General features: G+C 66.2%; 17 protein-coding genes. 8 read left to right on the top strand and 9 right to left on the bottom strand.

The genetic code is table 11. From position 1 onward, the window contains the following. Window positions 1-99: 99 nt before the first annotated feature. A complete protein-coding gene (locus tag CEY05_RS17995) occupies window positions 100-1,155 on the top strand; it encodes an SDR family oxidoreductase (protein ID WP_088596868.1) in 1,056 nt (351 codons plus the stop codon). Here CEY05_RS17995 and CEY05_RS18000 read toward each other — a convergent pair. Continuing rightward, on the bottom strand, window positions 1,152-2,714 hold the full coding sequence (locus tag CEY05_RS18000; protein WP_088596869.1) for an ATP-binding protein: 1,563 nt from the start codon (window positions 2,712-2,714) through the stop codon (window positions 1,152-1,154). The two genes, CEY05_RS17995 and CEY05_RS18000, sit on opposite strands and share 4 nt — an antisense overlap. Further along, window positions 2,711-3,376 (bottom strand): response regulator transcription factor, encoded by a 666-nt coding sequence (locus tag CEY05_RS18005; RefSeq protein ID WP_088596870.1) that lies wholly within the window; start codon window positions 3,374-3,376, stop codon window positions 2,711-2,713. Before CEY05_RS18005 ends, CEY05_RS18000 begins: the two co-directional genes overlap by 4 nt. A 259-nt stretch (window positions 3,377-3,635) precedes the next feature. On the opposite strand from CEY05_RS18005, the gene CEY05_RS18010 reads away from it, so the two are divergent. Further along, the gene (locus CEY05_RS18010; RefSeq protein ID WP_088596871.1) at window positions 3,636-4,385 is read left to right on the top strand and encodes a MipA/OmpV family protein; all 750 of its coding nucleotides are present in this window, start codon (window positions 3,636-3,638) and stop codon (window positions 4,383-4,385) included. 75 nt (window positions 4,386-4,460) lie between these two features. On the opposite strand, the gene CEY05_RS18015 is transcribed toward CEY05_RS18010, so the two are convergent. From CEY05_RS18015 to metC, 4 genes are all read right to left on the bottom strand, one after another. Then, the gene (locus CEY05_RS18015; protein WP_088596872.1) at window positions 4,461-5,291 is read right to left on the bottom strand and encodes an ABC transporter substrate-binding protein; all 831 of its coding nucleotides are present in this window, start codon (window positions 5,289-5,291) and stop codon (window positions 4,461-4,463) included. Window positions 5,292-5,337: 46 nt separating this feature from the next. Beyond that, entirely contained in the window at window positions 5,338-6,114 is a 777-nt protein-coding gene (locus tag CEY05_RS18020; protein ID WP_088596873.1) for an amino acid ABC transporter ATP-binding protein, read from the bottom strand. Further along, the gene (locus CEY05_RS18025) at window positions 6,111-6,761 is read right to left on the bottom strand and encodes an amino acid ABC transporter permease (protein ID WP_088596874.1); all 651 of its coding nucleotides are present in this window, start codon (window positions 6,759-6,761) and stop codon (window positions 6,111-6,113) included. Before CEY05_RS18025 ends, CEY05_RS18020 begins: the two co-directional genes overlap by 4 nt. Before the next feature lie 78 nt (window positions 6,762-6,839). Beyond that, window positions 6,840-7,988 (bottom strand): cystathionine beta-lyase, encoded by a 1,149-nt coding sequence (metC, locus tag CEY05_RS18030; RefSeq protein WP_088596875.1) that lies wholly within the window; start codon window positions 7,986-7,988, stop codon window positions 6,840-6,842. A 107-nt stretch (window positions 7,989-8,095) separates the two neighbouring features. On the opposite strand from metC, the gene CEY05_RS18035 reads away from it, so the two are divergent. Next, entirely contained in the window at window positions 8,096-9,016 is a 921-nt protein-coding gene (locus CEY05_RS18035) for a LysR substrate-binding domain-containing protein (protein WP_088596876.1), read from the top strand. Between the two features lie 172 nt (window positions 9,017-9,188). Here CEY05_RS18035 and CEY05_RS18040 read toward each other — a convergent pair whose 3' ends face one another. Genes CEY05_RS18040 through CEY05_RS18050 form a run of 3 tightly spaced genes read right to left on the bottom strand, consistent with a single transcriptional unit; the run spans window position 9,189 to window position 11,726 of the window. Continuing rightward, window positions 9,189-9,491, bottom strand: a complete 303-nt coding sequence (locus CEY05_RS18040) for a DUF6587 family protein (protein ID WP_088596877.1) — start codon at window positions 9,489-9,491, stop codon at window positions 9,189-9,191. After that, window positions 9,488-11,311, bottom strand: coding sequence for a ferrous iron transporter B (locus CEY05_RS18045; protein WP_088596878.1), 1,824 nt, complete (start codon window positions 11,309-11,311; stop codon window positions 9,488-9,490). The genes CEY05_RS18040 and CEY05_RS18045 overlap by 4 nt, the downstream gene beginning before the upstream one ends. Beyond that, on the bottom strand, window positions 11,304-11,726 hold the full coding sequence (locus CEY05_RS18050; RefSeq protein ID WP_233161582.1) for a FeoA family protein: 423 nt from the start codon (window positions 11,724-11,726) through the stop codon (window positions 11,304-11,306). The genes CEY05_RS18045 and CEY05_RS18050 overlap by 8 nt, the downstream gene beginning before the upstream one ends. 182 nt (window positions 11,727-11,908) lie before the next feature. On the opposite strand from CEY05_RS18050, the gene CEY05_RS18055 reads away from it, so the two are divergent. From CEY05_RS18055 to CEY05_RS18075, 5 genes are all read left to right on the top strand, one after another. After that, window positions 11,909-13,345, top strand: coding sequence for a cytochrome ubiquinol oxidase subunit I (locus CEY05_RS18055; protein ID WP_088596879.1), 1,437 nt, complete (start codon window positions 11,909-11,911; stop codon window positions 13,343-13,345). Window positions 13,346-13,392: 47 nt separating this feature from the next. Next, window positions 13,393-14,397 carry a cytochrome d ubiquinol oxidase subunit II gene (gene cydB, locus CEY05_RS18060; RefSeq protein WP_088596880.1) on the top strand — a complete coding sequence of 335 codons (1,005 nt, stop codon included), beginning with the start codon at window positions 13,393-13,395 and terminating at the stop codon, window positions 14,395-14,397. Then, window positions 14,397-14,516, top strand: a complete 120-nt coding sequence (locus CEY05_RS18065; protein WP_088596881.1) for a DUF2474 family protein — start codon at window positions 14,397-14,399, stop codon at window positions 14,514-14,516. Before cydB ends, CEY05_RS18065 begins: the two co-directional genes overlap by 1 nt. 88 nt (window positions 14,517-14,604) lie before the next feature. Then, window positions 14,605-14,841, top strand: a complete 237-nt coding sequence (locus CEY05_RS18070) for a hypothetical protein (protein ID WP_088596882.1) — start codon at window positions 14,605-14,607, stop codon at window positions 14,839-14,841. After that, the gene (locus CEY05_RS18075; protein ID WP_143220488.1) at window positions 14,838-15,308 is read left to right on the top strand and encodes a BON domain-containing protein; all 471 of its coding nucleotides are present in this window, start codon (window positions 14,838-14,840) and stop codon (window positions 15,306-15,308) included. The genes CEY05_RS18070 and CEY05_RS18075 overlap by 4 nt, the downstream gene beginning before the upstream one ends. The last annotated feature ends 66 nt before the right edge of the window (window positions 15,309-15,374 follow it).

The raw sequence follows: 15,374 nt of genomic DNA on the forward strand, positions 1-15,374 counted from the left end.
TTGCCAGTCGGATCGTGGCCCCGCCGGGGTGGGCCTGCTCATCCCGTCCAGGCATGTCGGTTGCTTTCCCTGCGCTTCCCGCGAAGCTCGGAGAGCGCCATGTCCCAAGCCCCATCGTCCACTGATCCTACGACAGACCCCGCGACCGACCCCACGGCTGGGTCGCAGCGTGCCTCCAGTGACCCGGAGGTAAATATCCGCCACACGTCCGGCCCTATCGTCGTCATCACCGGCGCGTCCAGCGGCATCGGCTGCGCGGCGGCACTGGAGTTCGCCAAGCGGGGCGCCAGCGTGGTGCTGGCGGCCCGTGGCGCGGACGGCCTGGAGCGCGTGGCGGGTGCCTGCCGGCGCGCCGGCGGCCAGGCCCTGGTGGTGCCCACCGACGTCACCGACCCTGACCAGATGGTGGCGCTGGCCGACTTCGCCCTGCAGGAATACGGCCGCATCGACGTCTGGATCAACAATGTCGGCGTCGGCGCGGTGGGCCGTTTCGAGGACGTACCGGTGCGCGCGCACAAACGCGTGGTCGAGGCCAATCTGCTGGGCCACATCTACGGCTGCCACGCCGTCCTGCCGCATTTCCGGCAACGTGGGCGCGGCGTCATCATCAACATGATTTCCATCGGTGCGTGGGCGCCGGCGCCCTATGCGGCGGCCTACGCGGCCAGCAAGTTCGGCCTGCGCGGCTTTTCCGAATCGCTGCGTGCCGAACTGGTGGATCTGCCCGATGTTGCCGTGTGCGAGGTGTATCCCACCTTCGTCGACACGCCGGGGGTGGCCCATGGCGCCAACTTCTCGGGCAAGCAATTGCGCCCGCCGCCCCCTATGCTTGATCCCCGGGAAGTGGCGCTGGCGCTGGTGCAACTGGTGCGGCATCCCCGTCCGTCGACCCTGTTGGGCAGCGTCGCCTGGCCCGTGCGCCTGGCGCACACCGTGGCGCCCGACCTGTCGGCCGGGGTTACCCGCCGGCTGATGGACGCCGGTTTCCGCAGGGCGGATCCGGCGGCACGGGGCGAGGGCAATCTGTTCGAGCCGTCCGTGGGGCATGCCATCGATGGCGGCTACCGCCGTTCCCCCATGAACCCGGATACGGTCAAGGTGCTGAAGCTGGGTGCCCTGGCGTTGGCCGGGCTGGCACTGCTACGGGCGCTTTAGGCCCGTTGCGGCAACGGTGGCGCTGCCGGCGCTGCTGCCGCTGCTTCTACCGTCCGGACCAGCCCGGCGCCCTGTGCGCTCCCCGCGGCTGGAAAGCGCACGGCAAGGTGGAAGCCGCGGTGCGCCGGCCGATCTTCCACCACGGCGCCGTGCATCGCGGCGATGCGGGCCACCAGGGACAGGCCCAGGCCCGCGCCCCGCTCGCCGCTACCGGCCACGCGGAAAAAGCGTTCGAAGATGCGCGCGCGATCCACCGCGGCCACGCCCGGGCCGTCATCGGCGACTTCCAGGCAGGGCGTGCCCTTCTCGTCCAGGCGGCACGAGACGGTGATGTGCCCCAGCACCGGCGTGTAGCGCACCGCGTTGTCGAGCAGATTGCTCAGCAGGATGCCCAGGGTGTCCACGTTGCCGCGCAGCGGGCAGGGTTGGGCATCGAGGGTGATCCTCTGCTTCTTGCGTTGCGCCGGTCCCTCGAAATCCCGCACGACGATGTCGGCCAGATCGGCCAGGTCCAGGGCTTCCATCGGCCACGCGTCGTCGGTTTCCAGCCGGGCCTGGTCCAGCAGCTGTTCGACCAGCCGCGCCGCGCGCACGGCTACGGCCTGCAGCTTGGCCGCGGCGGCACGGGCCTGCGCGATATCTTGCCCGGTGGGCTCCCCTTGCGGCGGAACCACCTGGCCTTGTTCGGATGGAGCTTGCAAGGATTGGCCTTGCAAGAATCGGGTCTGCAGGAATTGGGCCTGTACTACCTGTGCCTGCACCTGGATGGCGGCCAGCGGCGTGCGCAATTCATGGGCGGCATCGGCGATCAGCCGCCGTTCGCGCGCCAGCGCGGCTTCCTGGCGTTCCAGCAAAAGATTGATGGCACGCACGAAGGGCTGGATCTCGCTGGGCAGGCCTGCTTCCGGCAGCGGCGAGGGATCCAGCGGCGTGCGCCTGGCGACCGTGGCGCGGATACGGTCCAGCGGGCGCAGGCTCAGCCGGATGCCCCCCCACACCACGATCGCCAGCAGAATGAAGACGCCCATGGTCGCCAGGACGCCGATCTGGCGCCAGGTCTGGTAGGTCTCGTCCAGGTCGCGCGGGCTTTTCGCCACCTGCACCTGGACGCTGCCCGTGCTGTCGACCAGCGTATAGACCCGCCATTTCTCGCCCGCCACGTCGCCTTCCTTGAAGCCGGGGGAGAAGTCCGGGCGCATGGGCGTATCGGGTGCGCCGGGTGAACGCATCACCAGCGTGTGCGTGTGCAGGTTCCACACCTGGAAGGCAATGCGGTTGATCGGGTTGGCATCGGAATCGGCGTAGGTATCGGCTTCGCCGTCATCGTCGGCGTCCAGGTCGGCATCCGCCAGATGGTAGGCGGACACTTCGCCCCCACTGGTCACCAGCGTACGCGGGATGGAAGACAGCGTCAGGCGGGCGATGTCGCGCAGGCGGCTGTCCCAATAGCCAGTCTCGGGCTGGCGCATATCCCAGGCACGGGCGAAGTACCACGCGCTGCCAAAACCCACGATGGTGATCAGCATGGCGGTCAGCAGGCGCACGCGCAGGCTGTTCATGCCGCTGCCTCGCCGATGCGGTAGCCAAAGCCGTGCACCGTGGCGATCAGGCCATTGCCCAGCTTGCGCCGCAGCTGGTGGATGTACACGGCCACCGTATTGCTTTCTATGGTGCCGTGGCGGCCGTACACCGCGTCCTCCAGCTGTTCGCGCGTGACGATGTGGCCCTGCCTTTCCAGCAATGCGACGAGCGTGCGGTATTCATGGATGCTGAGCTTGACCGGTGTGCCGTCGCGCATGACGCTGCGGCGCGCGGGATCGACGTGGACATCGCCCACCTGCATCAGCGGCACCACGCGATGGCTGGCCCGCCTGGTCACCGCGCGCAAGCGGGCCAGGACTTCCTCGAAGGGGAAGGGCTTGACCAGATAGTCGTCGGCGCCCTCGTCCAGGCCCTTGATGCGGTCGCTCAAGCGGTCGCGCGCGGACAGGATGATGACGGGCGTGGCGTCGTAGCGGTCGCGCAAGCCGCGCAGTATCGCCAAGCCGGAGCCGTGCGGCAATTGCAGGTCCAGCAGCACGGCGTCGAAGGCATGGTCGGTCAGGGCGGCGCGTGCCTGGGCGGCGTCCGTGACCCAGTCCACCTGATAGGCGGCCTGGCGCAGGCAGGCGCCCAGGGCGTCTCCCAGCATGGGGTCGTCTTCGACTAGCAGCAGATGCAACGCATATCCTCGGTGATGTGCAGGTTCGAGTGGAATATTCCGGCCCGGCCTGGACCGCTGGTCCTGCGCGGAAAACGCAATCCCCGGCTGTTCCGTACATTAATTGCCGGCGATTAAAAAACTTTTAAATCCGTTCACCAAGAATCGCGTTCCGGAAGGCCGCCCATTGCGCGGTCGGGTAAGTCGGAGCGACATGATGGTAAGCGAAGTGGTAAGCGAAGCAAGGGCTGGACAATCGATCGTGCGCGGAGCGCGGTCCATGGCGCTGGCAGTGGCCTTGGCGGCTGCTTGCGGCGCCGCGCAAGCGGAGAACAGTATAGGGCTGGGCGTGGGCGTGGTGCCCGAGTACGAGGGATCGCACGACTATCACGCCGTCCCCGTGCCCCTCATCCAGTACCAGTCCGGCGCGTTCTTCATCGGCGGCGACGGCGGCTTGCCCGTGCTGGGATTGCGGACGCACCTGGCGCCCAACTGGCAGGCCGGCGTCTTCGCGGGCCTGCGCCTGGGGCGCGATGCGGACGATCACGACCATCTGGACGGGCTGGATGACATCGATGCGCACGGCACCACGGGCGCCTTCCTGCGCTGGAGTGCCGATCGCTGGCGTGTGGACCTGACGGCCACCCAGGCTTTGCGCTCGGGCTATGGCACCCGTGCCGAACTGCGGGCGTCGTACGAGGTCTGGCGTTCCGGCCGCAGCCAGGTCCGCGTCGGCGCCGGCACGGTGTGGGGCAGCCACGACGATATGTCGACCTGGTTCGGCGTCGATGGCAGCGAGGCGGCCCGCAGCCAGGCCGCCCGCGGCGACGGCGGCCTGCATGCCTATTCGGCCGGCGCGGGCTTGCGGTCGGCCACGCTCAGCGCCAACTGGCGCTATGACCTGACGCCGCAATGGACCATGGTGACGACGGTGGGCGTGCGCACGCTGCTGGGCGATGCGCGCGACAGCCCCATCGTCGAGCGTCGCACGTCACCCTACGGCATGGTGGGCCTGAGCTACCGATTCTGATGCTGACCAGGCGGCCGCCTTGGGCAGGGCGGCCGACAGGGCGGCCGGTGGGGCGGGCCGATCGAATCGCGCCGGCTACTTGACCTCCGCTTCGGCGCGGGCGATGGAGCCGACCATGTCGTATTCCTTGCCCACCCATTTCTGGCCCAGCTTCTCGATGGTGCCGTCCGCCTTCATCTCGGCGATGGCCTTGCTGACGGCGGCGCGCAGTTCGGGTTCGTCCTTGCGCATGGCGGCGGCCGACAGCTGATAGGTCAGCGGCTCGCCCACTTCCTTGATCGGCAACTTGCGCTCGGTGGCGTAGCGCAGGCCGCCGAAGTGCGAAATGATGACGGCGTCGATACGGCCGATGCCCAGGTCGGCGAAGATCAGGCTGCCGTTCTCGTAGGTCTGGATGATGGCCTGCGGCAGATGGGCGCGCGACCACGATTCATTGGACGAACCGGTACTGACCCCGATGCGCTTGCCTGCCAGGTCCTTGTCGCCGTGGATGTCCTTGTTGTCCTGGCGCACGAAGATGCGGAAGTCTTCCACGCCGTAGGGCGCGGAGAAGTCCACCTGCAACATGCGTTCCGGTGTCGGCGTCAGGTCGTTCATCACCAGATCGTATTTGTCGGTCTTCAGGCCGGCCACGAAGTTCTTGAACGAGTCGGCCACGAACTCGATCTTGGGCACGCCCAGGCGACGCGCCACTTCCCGCGCCATGTCGACGTCATAGCCATCCGGCTTGTTCTGGTCATTCAGGAAGGACCAGGGCGGTGAGCTCTGGGTGTTGGCGATGCGGATGACGCCGGCGCCATGGATGCGCTCCAATGCGCCGGCAGCGTGTGCCGTGATCGGCAACAGGGCACTGAAGGCGGCGGATGCGGCGATAGCGATGAGGGACAGGCGAATTCTTGGCGACATGATGGATTTCCCTTGTTTCTGGTTTGTGCTTGTTTGAACTGCTCGGTCAATCGCTGAGGCGACCGAGGAATTGGCGGCAGCGATCGCTGGCCTGGTCGCTGAAAAACTCGTCTGGCGGGCAATTCGCCAGGATGTGGCCGCCTTCCATGAACACCACGCGGTCGGCGGCTTCGCGCGCGAAGCGCGTCTCGTGCGTGACTACCAGCATGGTCATGCCTTCGGCGGCCAGTTCGCGCATGACCTGCAGCACGTCGTCGCGCAATTCGGGATCCAGGGCGGAGGTCGGTTCGTCGAAGAAGATGACCTCCGGCGCCATCGCCAGCGCCCGGGCGATCGCCACGCGCTGCTTCTGGCCGCCGGACAGCTTGCCGGGATATTGCGCGGCCTTTTCGCTCAGGCCCACGCGGTCGAGCAGCCGCATGCCGGTCTGGATGGCCGACTCGCGCGCCACGCCCTTGGCGAGAAGGCCTTCGATGACGTTCTGCAGCGCCGTCATGTGCGGGAACAGGTTGAAGGACTGGAACACCATCGCCGTGCGGCGGCGGATCTGCTGCACGGCCTGGCGGCGCGCGCGGTCGCCCGTGCCGCCATCGCAGGCGACCGCGATGCCGCAGATCTCGACATGGCCGTCGTCAGGGGTTTCAAGGAAGTTGAGGGAACGTATGAGGGTCGTCTTGCCGGAGCCAGACGGCCCCATGATGACGACGACCTCGCCTTGACGGACCTCCAGGTCGACACCACGCAAGACCTGGTTGGCGCCGAATGATTTCTTCAGCCCGTGCACGCGCACGGTCTGGACGACAGGGGAGCGATCGCCGTTCATTGGTAGCGCCTCGACAGGTGGGCTTCGAGCAGGGTTTGCAGGATGGTCAGGAACTGGTTGATGATCCAGTAGATGGCGCCGACCATGACGAACATCTCCATGTAGCGAAAGGTCGTGGCGCCGATCTGGTCGGCCACGCGCGTCATTTCGACGACCGTGATGGTGGACGCCAGCGAGGTGTCCTTCATCAGCGCGATCAGGCGGCTGCCCAAGGGCGGGATGGCGATGCGCAGCGCCTGCGGCAAGACGATGCGGCGCATGGTGCGCGTGTAGCTCATGCCCATGGACCAGGCGGCCTCCCACTGGCCCCGGTCCACGCCGGATATGCCGGAGCGGAAGTTTTCGCTGAGATACGCGGCGGCGAACAGCGTCAGCGCCACCAGTGCCGCCGCCACCGGGCCCACGACGATGCCGTAGGTGGGCAAGCCGAAGTAGATCAACAGGATCTGTATCAGCAAAGGCGTGCCGCGGAAGATGGACACGTACGCGAAGGCGAACCAGCGCAACGCCCGGATGCTGGATATGCGCGCCAGGGCGATCAGCATGCCCAGCACGCAGCCGCCCACGAAGGACGTCAGCCCCAGGAACAGGGTCATGAGCAGCGCGGGTCCCAATAAGGGCGCGGCGCGCTGGAAGAGTTCCCACATGGTTTTATCCCCTTGTATTGTGGGTTTTGAAATCGCAGCCGGGCGCCGCCGATCCGCAGGCGCCCGTCTCCAGGTGCTTCAGACGTGCCGCGCGTAAGCCTCCAATGCGCCTTGCAGGTCGTGGCGCAGCAGTTCCCGGTTTTCAAGGCCGATGGAAAGCCGGATCACGGGCTGGTCGGTGCGCGCATACACGCGGTTGGCCTGCAACGGCGCTGGGTAATAGGCCGCCAGGCTGTGCGTGCCGCCCCAGCTGGCGCCGATGGAGAAGTGCTTCAGCGCATCGAAGAACGCATGATGCGCACGTTCGCTGGCGGGCTGCAGGATCATGGAAAACAGGCAGCCGTTGGTGCGCATGTCGCGCTTCCACAGGGCGTGGCCAGGGTCGGACTCCAACGGTGGGTACAGCAGTTCGCTGACCTGGGGTTGCTGGTCCAGCCAGCGCGCGATGTCCAGGGTGGCATCGCTTTGCGCGGCCAGGCGCACTTCCAGGGTTTCCATGCCGCGCATCACCAGGAAGGCGTCATCGGGGCTGACCTGCAGGCCCATGATGCTCTGGGTTTCGCGCAGCACCTCGTAATGGCCGCGGTCGTTCATGCTGATGGCGCCCACCAGCAGGTCGGAATGGCCGCCAAGAAACTTGGTCGCCGCTTCCACGCAGAAGTCCACGCCATGTTCCAGCGGCCGGAAGCCCAGCGGACTGGCCCAGGTGTTGTCCACCATGGTCAGCACGCCACGGCGGCGGGCGATGGCTGCGATGGCCGGCACGTCCAGCATCTCCATCGTCACCGTACCGGGCGATTCCATGCAGATCATGCGGGTGTTGGGCTTCACCAGGGCTTCGATGCCGGCGCCGATGTCCGGCTGGTAGAACTCCACCTCCACGCCCATGCGCGCCAGGTAGTTCTGCGCATAGGTCTTCAGCGCGCCGTAGCAGGCCGCCGATACCAGCAGGTGGTCGCCGCCGCGCACGAAACCCATCACGCAGCCCATCAGCGCCGCCTGGCCGCTGGGCGTCACCACGCAGTGCTGGCCGTGCTCCAGGGCGGCGATGCGGCGTTCCAGTTCCCGTGCCGTGGGGGTGCCGGTGATGCCGTAGCTGAACCCGTCCGGCTGCCGCGTCTTGCGATTGGCGAAGTCCTGGAAGTTATCGAACACCACGGTCGACCCGCGCATGACGGCAGGCGACAAGCTACGATAGGGCTCATTAGGTGTAGTTATAGATTTCATGTTTTCTATTGGTGGATGCAGGGGGTGAGGCGGTTGGGACAGTTTCTGCCAATCGACCTATTCGTTCAATATAGGGAATCATCTAGCTCGATAAGCGAGGCTTATAGATGGATATGCGCGAGATCCAGGTGTTCAGGGCGGTGATGCGTGCCGGCACCACCAGCAAGGCGGCGCATCTGTTGGGCATATCCCAGCCCGCCGTCAGCCAGGCCATCCGCCGGCTGGAGACCGCGGCGGAGTTACGGCTGTTCGAGCGCGTGCGCGGCCGGCTGGTACCCACGCAGGAAGCCAGCGCCCTGATCGAAGAGGTCGATCGCTGCTTCTCCGGTTTCGAGATGATCGAGCACCGCATCCGCAGCCTGAAGTCATTCGGGCTCGGACGCCTGGCGATAGGCGCCTTGCCGGCGCTGGGCACCGGCTTCATGCCGCGCGCCATCGCGCATTTCGAGCTGGCCACGCGGCGGGTGCAGCTGTCGTTCCAGATCCTCAGCTCGCGCGAGGTGTACCAGCGGGTGCTGGCGGGGCAGCTGGATTTCGGCTTGATGGCCGACGAGCTGGACGTCTCGGGCCTGGAGCATTCGGAATTCCTGCGCGTGCCCGGCGTGGTGGCCATGGCCGCTAGCCATCCCCTGGCGCGCAAGCCGGTGATCACGCCGGCCGATCTTGCGGCCTATCCCTTCATCGCGCTCAACCCGGAGGACGCCAGCCGGCGCCGCATGGAAGCCCTGCTGCACGAGCAGGGCCTCGAGATCAGCCCGATCCTGGAGACGCCCTATTCCAATACCATCTGCGAACTGGCCATGCGCAATCTGGGCTTGGGCCTGGTGCATCCGGTGATGGGCCTGGATTATGTGCAGCGGGGTGTCGTGTTGCGGCCCTTCGCGATGGAAGTGTTCTTCTGCACGCTGCTGGTGTTCCGTCCGGGCAATCCCTTGTCGGAGAACGCCAAGGCCTTCCTGCGCAGCATGCGCATCCAGCTGGACGCCGACCTGGCGCAGTTGGCGCCGGTGCTGGCTCCGGGACGGTGACGCCGGGGCCGAGACCGTGCCGCGGCAGCTGGGCGTGCTTGATCTGCTTACCGAATCTGCTTACCGAATCCGCTTACCAAATCGGCCTACCGAATCGGCCTACCGAATCGAACTACCGGATCGACTTGCCGGATCGACTTGCCGGATCGACTTGCCAGATCGACTTGCCGGATCAGTCTGCCCGACCCCGGCCGCCTGCCCGCCGCCGTGCAGGCATGGCAACCGTGGCGATTGCGCGGGGCGCATCCGTGCCGCCGCTGGCGCAGTTCGAGCAGCCGCCGCGCGGTGGCGCGGCCCAGCGTTGTCCCGCGCGCTGCAGGCGGCCGGGCATGGCCGGGTGGCGCAGGAACGCGCCGATGGCGCGGCGCACGCCGGCATGCAGGCGTGGAAAGAGATGGAGCAGCACGCCGGCGAGGCTGGCGGCCAGGGCGATGGCCACGACGGCGTATTGCCACAGTTGTCCGGTCGCCGTCATAGCAGCCAGCTCGCCAGGCGGTAGGTCAGGAACGTTGCCGCGTAGGCCAGCACGAACATATAGCCGAACGACAGCCACACCATGCGGCGGCTGCCGGTCTCGCGCTTGATGACGGCCAGGGTCGACATGCACTGCGGCGCGAAGGCAAACCACACCATCAAGGCCAGCGCCGTGGCGGTGGAGAAGTTGCCGGCCAGCATGCTGCCCAGCGCGGCGTCCTGGCCTTCGGCCACGCTGTACACCGTGCCCAAGGTCGCCACGGCGGATTCGCGGGCGGCGAACGCGGGAATCAAGGCCAGCGTGATCTGCCAGTTGAAACCCAGCGGCGCGAACAGCGGCTGTATCCATTGTCCGATCATGCCGGCCAGGCTGTAGTCGATGGCGGGGTCGCTGGCATTGGCCGGCGCGCCCGGGAAGCTGGCGATGAACCACATGATGATGGTCAGGGCCAGCATGACGCCCGTCAGGCGCTTGAGGAATATCCAGATGCGTTCCCACAGGCCGATGCCGATGTCGCGCCATTTCGGCAGGCGATAGGTCGGCAGTTCCATGATCAGCGCGGATTCGTGGTTGCGCCGGCGCAGGCGCTTGCCCACGTAGGCCACGCCCAGCGCCGCCGCGATGCCGCCGGCGTAAAGCGCGAACAGCACGGCGCCCTGCAGGTTGAACACACCCAGTACGGGCCGTAGCGGCACGAAGGCACCGATCAACAGCGCATAGACCGGCAGGCGCGCGGAGCAGGTCATCAACGGCGCCACCAGGATGGTCACCAGGCGGTCGCGCCGGTCGGGAATGCTGCGCGTGCCGATGATGCTGGGAATGGCGCAGGCAAAGCTTGACAGCAGCGGGATGAAGGCGCGGCCGCTCAAGCCGACCGACAGCATGACGCGATCGAGCAGGAAGGCGGCGCGGGGCAGGTAACCTGACTCTTCCAGGACCAGGATGAAGAAGAACAACGTCAGGATCTGCGGCAGGAAGCCGAGCACGGTACCCAGGCCGCCGAACAGGCCGTCGCGCAACAGGCCTCGCAGCGGCCCTTCGCCCATCTGGGCAGTCAGCAGGTCGCCCACCCAGCCCATGCCGTCGGCGATGGCGTCGGTCATGGGCTTGCCGATGGCGTAGACCGCCTGGAAAGTCAGGAACATGACCAGGGCAAGTATCAGGAAGCCGAGCACGGGATGCAGGGCCCAGCGGTCGATGCGGTCGGTCATGGTGGTGCTGCTCGCCGGCATCCGTACGGTGTCGGCCAGCAGCGCGCGGACGTCGGCGTGCAGGTCGCCGCTGTCGCGCAGGGTCGCGGGGACGGGCATGGCATCGTCCAGCTGGGCGATCAGTGTTTCGACGCCGTTGCGGCGCACGGCGATGGTCTCCACCACCGGCATGCCCAAGCGTGCCGACAGCGGCGCGAGATCGATCTGGATGCCGCGGCGCCTGGCCTCGTCCGCCATGTTCAACGCCACGATCACCGGCAGGCCCAGGCGCCGCACTTCCAGGAGCAAACGCAGGTGCAGGCGCAGGTTGGTGGCGTCCGCGACGAAGACGATGGCATCGGGGCGGGTTTCGCCGGGATAGTCGCCAAGCAGGACCGACGTGGTGATGCTCTCGTCGATGCTGGCCGAGGTGAAGCTGTAGGTGCCCGGCAGATCCAGCAGGCGCACCACGCGCCCGCGCGGTGTGGTGAAGCGGCCTTCCTTGCGGTCCACCGTCACGCCTGCATAGTTGGCGACCTTCTGATGTCCGCCCGTCAGGCGATTGAACAAGGCTGTCTTGCCGGCGTTGGGATTGCCGACCAGCGCCAGCCGCAGCGTTGCATCATGCATGTTTGCCTCCGGCATCCTCGGTTGCATCTTTCTCCGGGGTCGTTGCGTCGGTCATGGCGCGATTCATTGCGCCGTTGACCGCGCGTGTCACCAGCACGCGCTCGGCTTCGTTGCGCCGCAAGGCGAAGCGCGTGGTGCCGATGGCAATGAGCAGCGGGTCGCCCCCGAACGGCGCCTTGGCCGCGATACGCACCGGCTCGCCAGCGACGAAACCAAGGTCACGCAGGCGTGCCGCGACAGGATCGGGCGAACGCAAGTCGATGACCTGTTCGACCACGGCGTGATCGTGCGTGGCCAGCTCGGAAAGACGTAAAGAGGTCATGCGGAAATCGGCGGAGAGGTGAAGAAAAAAGGCCCGCGTAGCATACACCTCGCCCTCGGAAAAATCTGGCGCCAACTTGAGGCCGATCAACATGGCATTCATGACAATGTGCTGGGACATTTTGTCCAGGGGCAATCTGTCCAATGGCCGGAATGCGGCGCGGCAACATAGAATTTTTCATCGGCGGGTGTAGCCCCCGGCCGCGTTTAGCAGCCGTCTATGCATCGTTTATCCGTCGTTACTTTTTTCCGGCGCTGTTGCCTGAGTCGCATGTCATGACGTTCTCGCCTTCCGCTCTCGATCTCGCGCGTTTCCAGTTCGCGTTCACGGTTTCCTTTCACATCATCTTCCCCGCCATCAGCATCGGGCTCGCCAGCTTTCTCATGGTGCTGGAAGGCGCGTGGCTGAAGACGCGCCGCGAGGTGTACCGGGAGATGTATTTCTTCTGGTCCAAGGTGTTCGCGCTTTCCTTCGGCCTGGGCGTGGTGTCCGGCGTGGTGATGAGCTATCAGTTCGGCACGAACTGGGCCGGCTTCGCCGATTTTGCCGGTGCCGTCACCGGGCCGCTGCTGACCTATGAAGTGCTGACGGCGTTCTTCCTGGAAGCGGGCTTTCTGGGCATCATGCTGTTCGGCTGGCGCAAGGTCAGCCCCAAGGCGCACTTCGGCGCGACCATCATGGTGGCGGTGGGTACGCTCATATCCATGTTCTGGATCTTGTCCTCGAACAGCTGGATGCAGACGCCGCAAGGCGTGCGCATCGAGAACGGCCGCATCGTGCCCGAGGACTGGTGGCAGATCGTCTTCAATCCGTCCTTTCCTTATCGCCTGGCGCATATGGCGCTGGCGGCTTTCCTGGTCGCCGCCCTGATCGTGTGCGCGGGTTCGGCCTGGCATCTGCTGCGCAAGGGTGCGCGCGATGCGGTGCGCCGGGCGTTCTCGTTGTCGCTATGGCTGATCCTGGTGCTGGCACCCTTGCAGATCGTGGTGGGCGACGCCCATGGCCTGAACACCTTGAAGTACCAGCCGGCCAAGATTGCCGCGATAGAGGGATTGTGGGAGACCCATGAGAATGGCACGCCCTTGAACCTGTTCGGCATTCCCGACATGGCGAATGAGCGGACCCGTTATGCCGTGGCGGCGCCGCGCCTGGGCAGCCTGATCCTGACCCACAGCTGGGACGGCGAGATCGCCGGCCTGAAGTCGTTCGCGCCGGCGGACCGGCCCAACTCGACCGTCGTGTTCTGGAGCTTCCGCATCATGGTGGGGCTGGGCATGCTGATGCTCCTGCTGGGGCTGCTGGGCCTGATCTTGCGGCGCGGACGACGCCTGTACGAGTCGCGCTGGTTCCTGCGCTTCGCGGTGGCCATGGGACCTTCGGGCTTGATCGCGCTGCTGGCGGGGTGGGTGACCACCGAAGTGGGACGCCAGCCGTGGGTGGTGTATGGCTTGATGCGCACGGCGCAAGGTGTTGGTCCGGTCACCGTGCAGCAGCTGGGTACATCGCTGCTGCTGTTCGTTATCGTCTATTTCGCGGTGTTCGGCGGCGGCATCTATTACATGCTGAAGCTGCTGGACAAGGGTCCGCAGCCCCTCGCCCCGGATGATGCTCGTCCAACGGCGGGTCCAGCCGCGCGGCCGGCGCCAGCCGTCCCGCCCGCGCTGGAACACGACGTCCTGGCCGCCGCCCTGGGCCACACAGCGCCACGCTGAGCCGACCTGCGCCGGGACGCCGTCGCATTGACCTTGAAGATACTGTCATGACTATCGATCTACCTACCGTCTGGGCCATCGTCATCGCACTGGGCGTGCTGATCTACGTGATCCTGGATGGCTTCGACCTTGGCATCGGCTTGTTGTATCCGCTCTTTCCGCAAGAACGGGAACGCCAGTTGATGATGAACACGGTGGCGCCTGTGTGGGACGGCAACGAGACGTGGATGGTGTTGGGCGGCGCCGGCCTGTATGCGGCTTTCCCCGCGGTCTATGGCGGCTTGCTGTCCGCGACCTACCTGCCGTTGGTGCTGATGCTGTGCGGACTGATCTTTCGCGGCGCCGCGTTCGAGTTGCGCGCGAAGGCGCAGCGCACCCGGCATGCGTGGGACATCGCGTTCATGGGCGGTTCCGCGCTGGCCACGTTCTGCCAGGGCATGGTGCTGGGCACCTTGCTGCAAGGCATACCCATGAGCGCTGGCCGTTACACCGGCAACGGCATGGAGTGGCTGTCGCCCTTCAGCTTCTTCTGCGGCCTGGGGCTTTGCGTGACGTATGCCTGCCTCGGTTGCGGATGGCTGATCGGCAAGACCGGCGGCGAGCTGCAGCGCAAGCTGCTCGCCGTGATGCGGCCTTTGTCCCTGTTGCTGCTGGCGGCCATCGCGGTGATCAGCGTATGGACCATGCTGGCGCAGCCGCGGGTGTCGGCACGCTGGTTCGATCCGGCCAACTTCTTTTATTTCCTGCCGGTGCCGGCGTTGCTGGTGCTGGCGATCGCGGGCATCTTTCGCGCGACGCGCCGCGGCCTGGACCGCCAGCCTTTCGCTTATGCGATCGGTATCGTCTTTCTTGGCTTCAGCGGCTTGATGCTCAGCATCTTTCCCTACATCCTGCCGGGTTCGATGGATATCTGGCAGGCGTCGTCGCCGCGTTCCAGCCAGGGCTTCGCGCTGGTGGGGGTGATCGTCGTCCTGCCCGTCATCCTTGCGTATACCGCCCTGTCGTACTGGGTGTTCCGCGGCAAGGTGGCAAGCGATTCGGGGTATCACTGATGGCTGCCGGTTGGCGTTCCTTCGCCTGGATGGTGGCCTTATGGACGGCCGGTGTCGCCACGGCCGGCGCCCTCGCCTTCGTCTTCAAGCTGCTGATGCTGGGCGCCGTGCGGATCTGACTGCGCCGGGCAGGAGGCGTCTCGCGTGCAGGGAACGCGCCTTGCTGGAAGTGTGCCCAGCCATCCCACCCAACGCAAGGAGACGTCCATGAGCGAAGAGCATCGATCGACCCGTCCCGCCGGTAAGCCGGAGAACCTGCCAAGCGCGGGCAGCGGGGCGCATGAAAAAGCAAAGGGCGAAGATATCCATAGCCGGAGCGCGGATCCGGGACAAAGTAGCTACGGTGGCTTCAGCGGCGAAGACCCGCGCCGCCAGGCACAGGAATTACCGAAGAAAGACGCCGCCACGACGGACCAGAAATCATCGAACGCGGGGCGGCCATGAGAGACCTTATCACTTGCCTGAAAGCGGCCGCCGTGGGCGCTATTGCGATGTATTACCTGGACCCTGACCTGGGCCGCCGCCGCCGGGCGCAGTTGAACGACAAGGTGCGCGATGCCTGCGACAGCTTCAGCCAGTGCGTGCGTAGCGAAGGATCGCAACTGGCCCATGGCGCGCGCCGCGTGGCCAGGGAAGTCGAGTCCAGCCTGACCGCCGCCGTGGTCGACGACTACACCCTGGTGGAAAATATCCGCGCCAGGCTGGGCCATCTGGTCAGCAGCCCGGACGCGATCGATGTTTCCGTCAATGACGGCATCGCCAGCCTGGCGGGCCATGTGCTGAGCGCCGAACACAAGGTGCTCATCACTGCGGTCGCCGCCATGGCGGGCATACGGTCCGTCGCCGACCATCTGTCGGTCTTCGACGAGCCGGGCGCAATGCCCCCGCTGCAGGGCGGTTCGCCTTCTTGACAGGCGGTCAGGGCGCGGACCGGTGCCGGTACTGCGGCGGGTCCGCCCACTGACATCAAATTTCCT

This window comes from Achromobacter sp. HZ34 (assembly GCF_002209485.1).
Classification (GTDB): Bacteria; Pseudomonadota; Gammaproteobacteria; order Burkholderiales; family Burkholderiaceae_B; genus Bordetella_C.

What these genes read in the sequence shown, in the direction of transcription:
- CEY05_RS17995 (WP_088596868.1), top strand. Translation starts at nt 100, where the DNA reads ATGTCCCAAGCCCCATCGTCCACTGATCCTACGACAGACCCCGCGACC.
- CEY05_RS18000 (WP_088596869.1), bottom strand. Translation starts at nt 2,714, where the DNA reads ATGAACAGCCTGCGCGTGCGCCTGCTGACCGCCATGCTGATCACCATC.
- CEY05_RS18010 (WP_088596871.1), top strand. Translation starts at nt 3,636, where the DNA reads ATGGCGCTGGCAGTGGCCTTGGCGGCTGCTTGCGGCGCCGCGCAAGCG.
- CEY05_RS18015 (WP_088596872.1), bottom strand. Translation starts at nt 5,291, where the DNA reads ATGTCGCCAAGAATTCGCCTGTCCCTCATCGCTATCGCCGCATCCGCC.
- CEY05_RS18020 (WP_088596873.1), bottom strand. Translation starts at nt 6,114, where the DNA reads ATGAACGGCGATCGCTCCCCTGTCGTCCAGACCGTGCGCGTGCACGGG.
- CEY05_RS18025 (WP_088596874.1), bottom strand. Translation starts at nt 6,761, where the DNA reads ATGTGGGAACTCTTCCAGCGCGCCGCGCCCTTATTGGGACCCGCGCTG.
- metC (WP_088596875.1), bottom strand. Translation starts at nt 7,988, where the DNA reads ATGAAATCTATAACTACACCTAATGAGCCCTATCGTAGCTTGTCGCCT.
- CEY05_RS18035 (WP_088596876.1), top strand. Translation starts at nt 8,096, where the DNA reads ATGGATATGCGCGAGATCCAGGTGTTCAGGGCGGTGATGCGTGCCGGC.
- CEY05_RS18040 (WP_088596877.1), bottom strand. Translation starts at nt 9,491, where the DNA reads ATGACGGCGACCGGACAACTGTGGCAATACGCCGTCGTGGCCATCGCC.
- CEY05_RS18045 (WP_088596878.1), bottom strand. Translation starts at nt 11,311, where the DNA reads ATGCATGATGCAACGCTGCGGCTGGCGCTGGTCGGCAATCCCAACGCC.
- CEY05_RS18050 (WP_233161582.1), bottom strand. Translation starts at nt 11,726, where the DNA reads ATGTTGATCGGCCTCAAGTTGGCGCCAGATTTTTCCGAGGGCGAGGTG.
- CEY05_RS18055 (WP_088596879.1), top strand. Translation starts at nt 11,909, where the DNA reads ATGACGTTCTCGCCTTCCGCTCTCGATCTCGCGCGTTTCCAGTTCGCG.
- cydB (WP_088596880.1), top strand. Translation starts at nt 13,393, where the DNA reads ATGACTATCGATCTACCTACCGTCTGGGCCATCGTCATCGCACTGGGC.
- CEY05_RS18065 (WP_088596881.1), top strand. Translation starts at nt 14,397, where the DNA reads ATGGCTGCCGGTTGGCGTTCCTTCGCCTGGATGGTGGCCTTATGGACG.
- CEY05_RS18070 (WP_088596882.1), top strand. Translation starts at nt 14,605, where the DNA reads ATGAGCGAAGAGCATCGATCGACCCGTCCCGCCGGTAAGCCGGAGAAC.
- CEY05_RS18075 (WP_143220488.1), top strand. Translation starts at nt 14,838, where the DNA reads ATGAGAGACCTTATCACTTGCCTGAAAGCGGCCGCCGTGGGCGCTATT.